General features: G+C 51.5%; 10 protein-coding genes, 1 tRNA gene, 2 rRNA genes and 3 pseudogenes (1 of these 16 only partly in view). 4 read left to right on the top strand and 12 right to left on the bottom strand.

Annotated features, from left to right (window positions below; all coding sequences use genetic code 11):
- Positions 1–268: 268 nt before the first annotated feature.
- Both C4B57_05275 and C4B57_05270 read right to left on the bottom strand, forming a co-directional pair.
- Entirely contained in the window at positions 269–472 is a 204-nt protein-coding gene (locus tag C4B57_05275) for a hypothetical protein (GenBank protein PXF55005.1), read from the bottom strand.
- A 33-nt stretch (positions 473–505) separates the two neighbouring features.
- Positions 506–1,000 carry a rubrerythrin gene (locus C4B57_05270; GenBank protein ID PXF55004.1) on the bottom strand — a complete coding sequence of 165 codons (495 nt, stop codon included), beginning with the start codon at positions 998–1,000 and terminating at the stop codon, positions 506–508.
- Positions 1,001–1,104: 104 nt separating this feature from the next.
- Between C4B57_05270 and C4B57_05265 the strand changes: the two genes are divergently transcribed.
- On the top strand, positions 1,105–1,359 hold the full coding sequence (locus C4B57_05265; GenBank protein ID PXF55003.1) for a hypothetical protein: 255 nt from the start codon (positions 1,105–1,107) through the stop codon (positions 1,357–1,359).
- A gap of 21 nt (positions 1,360–1,380) precedes the next feature.
- Here the strand turns inward: C4B57_05265 and C4B57_05260 are convergent, their stop codons facing one another.
- Together C4B57_05260 and C4B57_05255 are read right to left on the bottom strand one after the other, a co-directional pair.
- Positions 1,381–2,673: a hypothetical protein gene (locus C4B57_05260; protein ID PXF55002.1), complete on the bottom strand. Its 1,293-nt coding sequence runs from the start codon at positions 2,671–2,673 to the stop codon at positions 1,381–1,383.
- Between the two features lie 856 nt (positions 2,674–3,529).
- A pseudogene (locus C4B57_05255) lies at positions 3,530–3,826 on the bottom strand (hypothetical protein).
- A gap of 116 nt (positions 3,827–3,942) precedes the next feature.
- Between C4B57_05255 and C4B57_05250 the strand changes: the two are divergent.
- Positions 3,943–5,079 carry an IS630 family transposase gene (locus tag C4B57_05250; protein ID PXF55001.1) on the top strand — a complete coding sequence of 379 codons (1,137 nt, stop codon included), beginning with the start codon at positions 3,943–3,945 and terminating at the stop codon, positions 5,077–5,079.
- Positions 5,080–5,245: 166 nt separating this feature from the next.
- On the opposite strand, the gene C4B57_05245 is transcribed toward C4B57_05250, so the two are convergent.
- From C4B57_05245 to C4B57_05225, 5 genes and pseudogenes are all read right to left on the bottom strand, one after another.
- Complete coding sequence (locus C4B57_05245) at positions 5,246–5,500, bottom strand: hypothetical protein (protein ID PXF55000.1); 255 nt, start codon at positions 5,498–5,500, stop codon at positions 5,246–5,248.
- Between the two features lie 40 nt (positions 5,501–5,540).
- Complete coding sequence (locus tag C4B57_05240; GenBank protein ID PXF54999.1) at positions 5,541–6,590, bottom strand: hypothetical protein; 1,050 nt, start codon at positions 6,588–6,590, stop codon at positions 5,541–5,543.
- 327 nt (positions 6,591–6,917) lie between these two features.
- Positions 6,918–7,313, bottom strand: a pseudogene (locus tag C4B57_05235) (helicase).
- Positions 7,310–7,522, bottom strand: coding sequence for a transcriptional regulator (locus C4B57_05230; protein PXF55016.1), 213 nt, complete (start codon positions 7,520–7,522; stop codon positions 7,310–7,312). Before C4B57_05230 ends, C4B57_05235 begins: the two are co-directional and overlap by 4 nt.
- Positions 7,523–7,751: 229 nt before the next feature.
- A pseudogene (locus C4B57_05225) lies at positions 7,752–7,862 on the bottom strand (gamma-glutamylcyclotransferase).
- A 115-nt stretch (positions 7,863–7,977) separates the two neighbouring features.
- Here C4B57_05225 and C4B57_05220 point away from each other — a divergent pair.
- Together C4B57_05220 and C4B57_05215 are read left to right on the top strand one after the other, a co-directional pair.
- Positions 7,978–8,250 (top strand): hypothetical protein, encoded by a 273-nt coding sequence (locus C4B57_05220; GenBank protein PXF54998.1) that lies wholly within the window; start codon positions 7,978–7,980, stop codon positions 8,248–8,250.
- Positions 8,247–8,633: a VapC toxin family PIN domain ribonuclease gene (locus C4B57_05215; protein ID PXF54997.1), complete on the top strand. Its 387-nt coding sequence runs from the start codon at positions 8,247–8,249 to the stop codon at positions 8,631–8,633. The genes C4B57_05220 and C4B57_05215 overlap by 4 nt, the downstream gene beginning before the upstream one ends.
- An 88-nt stretch (positions 8,634–8,721) precedes the next feature.
- Here C4B57_05215 and C4B57_05210 read toward each other — a convergent pair.
- The 3 genes from C4B57_05210 to C4B57_05200 form a co-directional block, all read right to left on the bottom strand.
- Positions 8,722–8,796: transfer RNA gene (locus C4B57_05210), tRNA-Asn, on the bottom strand.
- Positions 8,797–8,931: 135 nt separating this feature from the next.
- Positions 8,932–9,046, bottom strand: a 5S ribosomal RNA gene (gene rrf, locus C4B57_05205).
- A 77-nt stretch (positions 9,047–9,123) separates the two neighbouring features.
- Positions 9,124–10,645, bottom strand: a 23S ribosomal RNA gene (locus C4B57_05200); it runs 1,436 nt beyond the window's last position.

Here is a 10,645-nt window from a genome sequence, read left to right as displayed (position 1 = left end):
TGCTCCGGATTATAGCTTCTGAAATTGTAGTTCATGAGGCCCTCAAAAAGCAATTATCATGTTGAAATTATATAATATTTTACCGAATTCGGCCTCATTTTGCAACTAATATTTGCGGGACAGACTCCTATGTTGCATTTCATATTTGACACCTCCTTAGCCAGAGTCCAGAAAAAGAATGGATGGAGCGGCTGATGTTACCGCAAGCACACTGAGGACACTCAGCCCCGACCATGTATTTTCCCTCTATTAGGTGACGGTGATTTTGTCAATGAAGTTCTAAAATTATCTGAATATGATCATCCCGAGCCAGTGAAAATGCCACATCTCCTCCCTGGAGATGGAAGCCAGGCTCGCACCCATAAGGTGTATCTTCTCCTTCCATATAGCCGTGAACCAGATAGCGTATGATGGCCACATGCTCATCGGCAAGATCCCTGTTCAACCTGTCAATCGAGGCCTGTTTCTCCATGAGTAGCTTCTCCTTACGGTTTTGTTCTGCTCATCAATCAACCTTAAAAAATGCCTGTGATTTGGCGCCGCACACAGGGCACCTGTCGGGCGGCCCATTTTCGCAAGTATAGCCGCATACAGAGCACACATAGTAATCCGTTTCTTCAAGTGCCTCCATGTTATCCAATGCCTTCTGGTAGAGGTCCGCATGCACCTTTTCAACATGGTTGGCATACGAAAAGGCAAGCTCTGCTGCCTTGTTGCCTTCTTCCTTTGCCGTATCGATCATGGCCGGATACATACTGGTAAACTCATGGGTCTCGCCCTCAATGGCTGCTCCAAGATTTTCAGCCGTACTCTTCACCTGACCAAGGACGCGCAGATGAGTGAGGGCATGCACGGTCTCCGCCTCAGCTACTGCCCTGAAGAGCTTGGCCACCTGGGAGTAACCCTCTTTCTCCGCCCGCTTGGCAAAGGCAAGGTACCTCCGATTTGCCTGGGACTCCCCGGCAAAAGCTTCCAGCAGATTTTGTTCAGTCTTAGTCATATCATTCTCCTTTTCTCAGTCTTTCTCTTCATGCTCTTCCATTAACTTCCCCTTGTGCCTGCCCCCGCTACCTTGAAATGGCGTCAAGAATTTCCTTGTACGTTATGGATGTGGATGCTCTCAAGACTCAGAGATTCTATGATCACTTCAGTGGAGGCAGGAAGTTTCCTGCCGAATCTTTTCCCTGTCTCCTTTGCAATCTCCCTGGCAGTATCTTCTGCGAACCGGGGGAAATGCTGGGCCTTGAGCACGATTTCCGCCTCATCAGGACGTTTAAGCAGATCCTGGGTGACATGGAGAGCAGACTCAAGACACTCCAGGATCTCTCCAAAAGACGGATGTCCCCCATGATTCTCTGAGTCTTCAGAAAACGGTTACTGTTATGGAATCACTGGCACATCCAGTGTCAATGTTGTGGTATTAACCAGAATAGGGGCGTACTCACCTGTGGGCAACCCGAGAAACTCGCCCACAGAGCCTGGGACCTGGCTGTAAAAGAGACTCGCCTTAATGGTTACCGGCCCCGGGGCGATATTTTCAGGTACAGCCCATGTGTAGTTCTCGATTCTGGTCTCCATGGGGCCGATCCGATAGTCAACCACAGTGTTGTCAGCAGTATACCACTGGCAGATGGTCATACGTCCCTTGGGATCAAAGAATGGCCGGCGGAAGATCCGGGCGCCGTCCCGGCAATTGCCGTCCCGTTTTAACCCCTTAAAGTCCTTAAGTCCCATAATCTCCCCCATGGCTTGATATGCCATTGCCTTGGAATCGGCAATGGTATACTTCTCTCCCTTGAAGCCCTTGAGATCTACCGGGATCGGATAGGCCTTACCTCCGGCGTCAATGGCCTGGACTTCCAGCCAGAGCATGCGCTCTTCAGTAGAGCCTGATGGGATGTAATGACCTGCCTTACCATTAAAAAGCACTGCACGCAATTTCAGCGTGGAGCCAGGAGAAATCTCTGTCTTTTTCGTGTAAAGGGCCAGGTCAAGGCTACCTGCCAGCTTGCTTGCGAAGTGGGAACCATGGAAGGCATGATGGGCCACATCAACCCTTAATTTTCCTCCTATGGCTGATTTCCCTGATGCACGATACATATGGCAATCCTGACACCGTGTCCCTTTCTTGGCATAGGGTCCGGCCTTCCACTCCCTGTAGGTGGTCTTGACCCAGGCCCCGTAAGGGCTCTGCTCGTCATGGCATGTGGCACAGAGTTCCGGACTCCTGGTAAACTCCGAGTATCTCACCCCGTGGGCAGGAGACTTTGCATCTGCCCTTGGTCCCTGTTTCACCCTGTCCGGCTTAATGGTAAAGCTGAAATTAAAGGGGACTTCTTCAGTGGTTCCTGTTATGTTGTGACAGATCTCGCAGCTCACGCCTTCATTGGCCCTGGTCCCGGCTTCGGCAGGCTTTGGTGGAATATCCCCGCTCAAAAAGGCAAGAGGACCATGGCAGGCAATACATCCGCCCTTGACCCCGGAGACCTTCTCAAGCTTCAAGGCATGGGGAAGGGCCAGTTTGAAGTACTCGACCTGATCCCATTCATGGGTAAAACACTGTGACATCAGGCACTGCTGCCACTCCTGGTAGATTTCCCTGTGGCAGACGCCACATCTCTTGGGTTGCCTGAAATCTTCATTGGAGAACTTGCCCATCTCGGCCCCGGACATCACTGATGGTGCTATCAGCAAAGCCAGCACAACAACAGAAACTAACTTACACGTCCCATAAGAAATACCTCCTTATATTTGAACTGCTCAGATATTCAGGCTGAAGGCTGAAGTATATCAATCATCTCGTAACAAATCATCAAGATCCATACCAAGATCGAATTCAGCAGGGGAAAGGGCCTGAACAGATATGATATTAAATAGTTACAAATAATCAAGGTTATTTCCGGCAACAGCCTCATGACCATATGAGGGGTCGAATGTGAGACAACAGTGTCTCAGTCAAGAAAGAAAAAAGGTAATATCTTGATATTACGGCAGATATATCGAACCAGGACCGAGGTGAAATACCTGCCGCAAAATGCCGTGTTGGTGTATGTGGAAGCAAATAAAGTCTTTGAGGAAACGTAGAATGTCTCATATTTAGTCTTGATACATAACCGTATCATGAGACATGCTGGTGCCAGTCAGAGACAGGCTCACCTCTTCCCTGCCGGAAGTGAACGGGGAATCCCGGCATGTCTTCCTTCTGCTGTCCTGCGGATTTGTCGCGCCGTGTGCGCGAAGGCCGCTCCCTACGGGTCATTTACCGGAGGCGCCGGAGAATCGTCGGAGACGGGAGAACGCGGCCGTGGAAACAATCAACTTGGCTCGCGGACCAGCATGGTGCAGCGGACCGCGTCGATGATGTGGTCGTTGCCCTTCGAGTAGACCGCCCGGGCCTTTTGACCAAGGGCTTTACTTAGGGACCGGGCCTGATCTCTGCCGGTAAAAACCGCCGGAGGAGGGCCTAAGAATCAGTGGACAGTTTTAATAGGATTATGCAATAGTGCCTAAAAAAGTGGGAATTTAGGTATTATTCGACATGTATGCGTCCCGTCAGGCCAAGGTCTTCGAGTATCTGTTTGAGATCAGTTTCGAAGCTCTGCACGAGCTGTCCGTCAACGGTCACAGAAAACTCGATTCCGATCTTGAGGTCCGAACCGCCGCGCAACTTCGGCAGTACCTTTGTTCCCAGCCGGTTCCAGATCTCCGGAGGTACGTCACCGGAAATCCGGAACGTCCGCCTGCTTGCCGAAGCTCCGGCGCAGGCAGGTATTCCCGCCGTAGGCGTAGGTTCTGGTTGCGGTTCAGGGCCGAGACCTGGGGCGGGTTCGCCGCGCCCTCCGACAGGTGTGGGTTCGGGTCTAGTATTTTGTTCCAAAATTATCATTACATTTGTTCAGTTTTATGTTACACTGTCCCTCGTTAACCCAAAAATGGAGGACAGTGAATATGAGAGCACGCAAACCGAAACTTACAATATCGGAGAAAGATCAAAAACAACTTGAAACAGTCGCCCGTAGTCGTATGGAGCCAGCCGCTAAGATCCAGCGTGCTAAAATCCTGCTCATGTATGCAAAAGGTGAAAAAATAACTCACATAGCACAAAAGGTTAACGCAACCCGGCCTTTAGTTTACCGGGCGATAGACAAGGCGTTAGATTTTGGGGCATTGCAATCATTGGCTGACTTGAAACGTTCCGGGCGCTCACGAAAGATAGACGACAGCGCAAAAAAATGGGTACTCTCGGTAGCCTGCCAGAAGCCTACGGATTGCGGTTATGCTGCCGAGGCCTGGACCTACAGCCAACTTGTTCAACATATACAAAAACATGCGGCAGAAAATGGGCACCAGTGTTTACAAAAAATCAGTAGAAGCCAGGTATATGACATTTTAAATGAAGGTGAAATCAAGCCCCATAAAATCCGTTATTATCTTGAACGCCGTGATCCTCAATTTGAAGAAAAAATGACCGATGTTCTTCATGTATACAAGGATGTAGAAATAATTAACCAGTCTCCAGCCGACGAAAAGGAAAGCACAACAATCTCCTGTGATGGGAAGCCCGGAATCCAGGCGATAAAAAACGTCGCTGTTCAATTGCAGCCAGTTCCAGGGGAACATTCCATGATCGCGAGAGACTATGAATATAAACGTTTGGGTACAGTCTCGCTCTTAGGTGGAATTGATCTCCACACCGGCGAAATACATGCTTTAGTTCGTGACCGGCACAGGAGTCGTGAATTCATAGAGTTTCTCAAAATCATTGATGAGAAATATCCGGATGATTGGATAATCAGGATAGTGCTGGATAATCATTCATCCCGTATTTCCAAAGAAACACGAAACTTCTTGAAAACAAGGCCAAATCGATTTCATTTTGTATTTACACCCAAACATGGCTCGTGGCTGAATCTGATCGAATCGGTTTTCAGCAAAATGGCCGGATCATTCCTGCGACATATCCGGGTAGATACAAAAGAGGAACTCGTCAACCGTATCTATCAAGGTATAGCAGAAATTAACAGGGCTCCTGTTGTATACCGGTGGCGTTACAAAATGGATGAAATCGCCACCGCTTAAACTGTAACGTTATTTTTAGAGCCCTATACTAGTCGGAAAGCAAAATCTGAAAAACGACAGGGGTCGTACATGAAATCCGTTCGAGAATCGTTGCGTGCCAAATGCCAGGCTCGGCGAAGAAGCGAAATATCTGACAACTTGTTATAGAGATCACCGCCAGGAGTAGTCACGGACGCTTCCCTCCATATGGTTGTCCCTTCTCTCGCACCTGCATCGGCTTACGTATGGCGTTCATCGACCTGTCTGCCGTGCCGAGCACGGCACAGGCAGGCAGGTAGTAATGGGCCACCTTGGTTACCTGCCTGCGACGATGCTTCGGCAGGCAGGCTTCGTGCCATTCGAGCCGTGCCGGGTCCTTGACCGGCTCCTGAAGCGTCGGCTTTGTGGCGTAAATCATTTTGTTCCCTTCCGAACTTCCCATCCCACATCTCCGCGCTCTCAGTGCCTCTGCGGTGAGATATTCATTTCTTCCTTTTCTCCCGCTTACGTACGGTCCGCGCCTTGCCCTTCTCCAACTGTCTCACTTCCTGCACGGCCTCAATGAAGTGACGCTCCACCGGAGAAGGCTCTTCCAGCATCTGTTTTCGGAACTTCTCATATTCAGCACGCGCCTTTTCAATGGCCTCTTCATGACTGACCCTGCCCGAATGGGTCAGGATATCCCGCTCGGTGACTTTTAAGAACTCGTCCAGCTTGGCGATCCAGTCCCGCATGTACATGGGTTTGCGGTTCAAGGCCTGAAGTTCGGCGAAATCGAGATACATAGAGACGATGCGATTGAGGGTGTCCAGTTCATCGGCGGTCAGATAATTTTTGGCGATCTCGACATCGGACCGGCCTGGTTTTGCGCCGGTCCATGAAGTAAGGCCCATGAGAGGCTTTTCCGCATCCGCTCGTCCGGCGATGACCTCGGCAGCAGTGTGGCCGTGGGCCGCCCAGTGCATCTTATTCTGAACGATTTGAAAGAACTTCCGCGACATTTCGGTTTTCGGGTCATAATCGATGCTGGTGGCATAAATATCGAGCACTTTCCGCCAAAAGACCTTCTCCGACGACCGGATATCCCGGATTCGGGCCAGCAGTTCGTCAAAGTAATTGCCCCCTCCTGGCTGCTTGAGCCGCTCGTCGTCCAGCGTAAACCCCTTGATGATGTATTCTCGCAGCCGCTGTGTAGCCCAGATGCGGAACTGTGTGCCGCGATGGGATTTTACCCGGTAACCTACTGAAATTACTACATCAAGATTGTAATGATTGGTCTCATATGTCTTGCCATCTGCGGCAGTTATCCGGAATTTCCGGATAACTGATTCGGGACTCAATTCCCCTTCCTCAAAGATATTTTGGACATGTTCGTTGATGGTACGGACATTTTTTTGAAACAACTCGGCCATCAGCTTCTGGGTCAGCCAAACTGTTTCATTTTCCAGTCGAACCTGGATGCGCGTGTCCCCGTCTTCTGTCTGGTAGATCAGGATTTCAGAAGCAGGCGCCTTGTCCGGCAGATTGGTCATGGGCGGTTATCTCCGATTCCAGCATGCGGTGCTTCAGGCGTCCTTTCCATACGGTGCTTCGTCCTCTCGCACCTGCATCGGCCGGGTCATGCCTGCCTGTGCGTCGCACGCAGACAGGGCGTTCACCGACAGGTAGTAATGGGCCACCTTGGTTACTTCATGCCATTCGAGCCGGGCCGGGTCCTTGACCGGCTCCTGAAGCGTTGGCTTTGTGGCGCCTGCCTGCGCCGAGGCTTCGGCAGGCAGGCAGTTCGTCACGATGTACAGCCAGTAACAGTCTCGCCGATCCTCGGCCACGCGCTGCTCGTTGGGTGTAAGCAGGATCGTCCCGGCGTCGTCGGCCAGCAGGAACCGTACCCGCGCCAGCTTCAGGAGATAGTCATATACCGCCTCGAGCTGGTGCGGCAGCGGGTCAACGCGCGAGATGGAGAGGCCAAAGTAAGGATCGAACTCGTAGGCGATGCCAAGCGAGTAGGCCTGCAATCCCAGCCTCAGGAGGCGGCCGTCCCCGTCGTAACTGAAAGCGGAATCCAAGATGGTGAGGGTATTAATGTCGCTGTCGGTGAGCGTCACCTTACGGAACCGCTCCGACTGCGTGCCGACAAGGCCTACAGTCCAAGTGGCGTCGCCACCGACCCGCACAGTCTCCACGCGCATCGGCTCATTGAAAAGCGAGCCGATGACGACACAACCTTCGCGTAATTGGCTACTTGACGTTGTCATCGGTTCCCGGCGCTCCCGCTATCATCTCGACGGTTGTTGCCGGCCCTGCCCGACTTCACCCATTCGTCAATCTCTTCTTTACGAAACTTCCAGAGTCGGCCAATCTTGTGCCCAGGCATATTTCTTTCACTTATCCACCTGTAAACGGTATCCCGCTTAATGCCGAGATAAGCCGCGATCTCATCTACGGAAAGCCATCGATCTTCCATCATTGTCTCCACTCACTCCAAGCGTTATTGGCAATCTTCAAAACGCCTGCCTGTGCGTTGCACGCAGACAGGGCCTCGTGTTGTCAGTTGGTGGATCGGTTTGTATGGTCCGGCATTCGATGCTTCATCCAGACAAACCGGGACAAACAAGGATAAAATATATCAGATGGAAGTCTATTGTCAAGCGGTTTTTCCGAGTGTAGTCTACATCTTTCCGACTTAGACCGACTGAAAGAGGATCAGTGGTGCCGCGTGCGAGGATGTCCTCTTCCGGCACCTGCAGGACGGGAATGCCTGAGGGCATCTCGTATAGACGACCGCGGACCACGGCTTATTTGATACAAGGACTTTTTGCAGTACAATCATGGATGACTCGTTCAGGGTTGACGGATAGTATGATAATATATAGTATGTATACATAAGATTGCTACACAACATCTCCCTTGGAGGGTGCTATGTCAATACGCGTTCAGGTTATTTTGGATGAGGCCGAGGCGATCCAGTTTAGATCGCAGGCGCGCAAAGAATCAAAGTCGCTTAGTGCCTGGCTGCGCGATGCAGGGCGGAAGATGCTATCAGCCAAACTTCAGTCCCGACCATTGACTGATCCGGCTTCTCTTCGGGCATTCTTCCAGGAGTGCAAAGACAGGGAACAAGGTCCTGAACAGGACTGGGTAGAACAAAAGAGATTGATCATTGAGGGATTCCAGGCAGCGAACCGGCCATGATTTTCGTGGACAGTAACATATTCATTTATGCCGTCGGCCGGTCACACCCGTTACGGGCTGAGGCGCAGGCATTTTTCCTGAAAGCAGCTGAGAACGGGAAGAGGCTGGTTACCTCGGCAGAGGTTTTGCAGGAGCTACTCCATGTCTACCTGCCGGTTGGCAGGATAGCCACCCTTGATGCGGCCTTGGAGCTTGCGACCCAAGGGGTGGACAGAATTATTCCCATCCATCGGGAAACAGTCATTCACGCCCGCAATCTCGCTGACAGATATCCAGAGTTGACGGCAAGGGACCTGCTGCATTTTGCCGTTTGCCAGTTACATAAGATTTCTGAATTGAAAACCTTTGACCGAGGCCTGGAAGTAGCATTTACGGGAAAGTAATTCGACCAGGAAAAGTAGCAATTTTCGTTGAAAGGAGGACTTTAAAAAAAGAAAAGGCTCGATTTCTCAATCGAGCCTTGATTCTCTCTGGCTCCCCGAGACGGACTCGAACCGCCAACCTAGTGGTTAACAGCCACCCGCTCTGCCATTGAGCTACCGGGGAATTTATATCGGCCAATCTAACAACTTGCGTTTTGACCGTCAACAGGAAACATCTCAATATACAGAAAGAGTCCCTCGCGAAATTTCAATGATTTTGGCCAAAAAAAGCCCCCATAAATAATGGGGGCGAAATATTTTCCGGCAGTGACCTACTCTCCCACCCTATCCCGGGCAGTACCATCGGCGCTGAGGGGCTTAACTTCCGTGTTCGAAATGGGAACGGGTGTTTCCCCCTCGCCATTGCCACCGGAAACGATGTACTTATAAAAAATATAAATAAATATGGATTACACTGTCCACCATGTGCGGAAAGAATTAATCAAAAGAAAAATATGGTCAAGCCGCACGCCCGATTAGTATCGGTAAGCTCAGGCTGTTGCCAGCCTTACACCTCCGACCTATCAACCTTGTCTTCTCCAAGGGGGCTTTAGGGGCTTACGCCACGGGAGATCTAATCTTGAGGTGGGCTTCCCACTTAGATGCCTTCAGCGGTTATCCCATCCGAACGCAGCTACCCAGCAATACCACTGGCGTGATAACTGGATCACCGGAGGTCCGTCCATCCCGGTCCTCTCGTACTAGGGACAGATCCTCTCAAATCTCCTGCGCCCGCGGTAGATAGGGACCAAACTGTCTCACGACGTTTTAAACCCAGCTCACGTACCGCTTTAATTGGCGAACAGCCAAACCCTTGGGACCTGCTTCAGCCCCAGGATGCGATGAGCCGACATCGAGGTGCCAAACCTCCCCGTCGATGTGAACTCTTGGGGGAGATAAGCCTGTTATCCCCGGAGTACCTTTTGTCCGATGAGCGATGGCCCTTCCATTCGGGACCACCGGATCACTAAGGCCTGCTTTCGCACCTGCTCGACTTGTGTGTCTCGCAGTCAAGCTCCCTTGTGCCTTTACACTCTACGGCTGGTTTCCAATCAGCCTGAGGGAACCTTCGCGCGCCTCCGTTACTCTTTGGGAGGCGACCGCCCCAGTCAAACTACCCACCAGACACTGTCCCTGACCCGGCTAACGGGCCGAGGTTAGGATCCTAGAATAGCCAGGGTGGTATTTCAAGGACGGCTCCACCAAGACTGGCGTCCTGGCTTCAAAGCCTCCCACCTATCCTACACAAGCTACCCCAAAACCCAATGCCAAGCTGTAGTAAAGGTTCACGGGGTCTTTCCGTCTAGCCGCGGGTAACCGGCATCTTCACCGGTACTACAATTTCACTGAGTCCCTGGTTGAGACAGTGGGGCAGTCGTTACGCCATTCGTGCAGGTCGGAACTTACCCGACAAGGAATTTCGCTACCTTAGGACCGTTATAGTTACGGCCGCCGTTTACCGGGGCTTCGGTTCAGTGCTTCTTCTTGCGAATAACACCTCCCCTTAACCTTCCGGCACCGGGCAGGCGTCAGACCCTATACGTCGCCTTGCGGCTTGGCAGAGTCCTATGTTTTTAGTAAACAGTCGCCACCCCCTTTTCACTGCGCCCCACTTCGGCTCCGATCGCAAGGATCTTCACCTGATGTGGGTGCCCCTTCTCCCGAAGTTACGGGGCTATTTTGCCGAGTTCCTTAACCAGGGTTATCTCACGCGCCTCAGGATTCTCACCCTGCCTACCTGTGTCGGTTTACGGTACGGTCACCAAACAAACTCGCTACGAGGCTTTTCCAGGAAGCATGGGATCGGCCACTTACGGCCTAAAAGGCCACGTCATCAGCTCTCAGCGTTAACAAGATCCCGGATTTGCCTGGGATCTCCGCCTACAACCTTGAACCGGGACATCCAACACCCGGATGGCTTACCCTTCTCCGTCCCCCCTTCACTCAAACGCTTGTTTGGTGGTACAGGAATA

It is taken from the genome of Deltaproteobacteria bacterium (assembly GCA_003194485.1).
In the GTDB taxonomy this organism is placed as follows: domain Bacteria; phylum Desulfobacterota; class Dissulfuribacteria; order Dissulfuribacterales; family UBA3076; genus UBA3076.
Note: the sequence above shows the minus strand (reverse complement) of the source record. Positions and strands in the feature narration are given on the sequence as shown.

Bases quoted from the DNA above. Each gene is read 5' to 3' on its own strand.
- C4B57_05215 (PXF54997.1), top strand. From the start codon at position 8,247: ATGATTTTCGTGGACAGTAACATATTCATTTATGCCGTCGGCCGGTCA.
- C4B57_05245 (PXF55000.1), bottom strand. From the start codon at position 5,500: ATGGGAAGTTCGGAAGGGAACAAAATGATTTACGCCACAAAGCCGACG.
- C4B57_05260 (PXF55002.1), bottom strand. From the start codon at position 2,673: ATGTCCGGGGCCGAGATGGGCAAGTTCTCCAATGAAGATTTCAGGCAA.
- C4B57_05270 (PXF55004.1), bottom strand. From the start codon at position 1,000: ATGACTAAGACTGAACAAAATCTGCTGGAAGCTTTTGCCGGGGAGTCC.
- C4B57_05230 (PXF55016.1), bottom strand. From the start codon at position 7,522: ATGGAAGATCGATGGCTTTCCGTAGATGAGATCGCGGCTTATCTCGGC.
- C4B57_05275 (PXF55005.1), bottom strand. From the start codon at position 472: ATGGAGAAACAGGCCTCGATTGACAGGTTGAACAGGGATCTTGCCGAT.
- C4B57_05265 (PXF55003.1), top strand. From the start codon at position 1,105: ATGGATGTGGATGCTCTCAAGACTCAGAGATTCTATGATCACTTCAGT.
- C4B57_05240 (PXF54999.1), bottom strand. From the start codon at position 6,590: ATGACCAATCTGCCGGACAAGGCGCCTGCTTCTGAAATCCTGATCTAC.
- C4B57_05220 (PXF54998.1), top strand. From the start codon at position 7,978: ATGTCAATACGCGTTCAGGTTATTTTGGATGAGGCCGAGGCGATCCAG.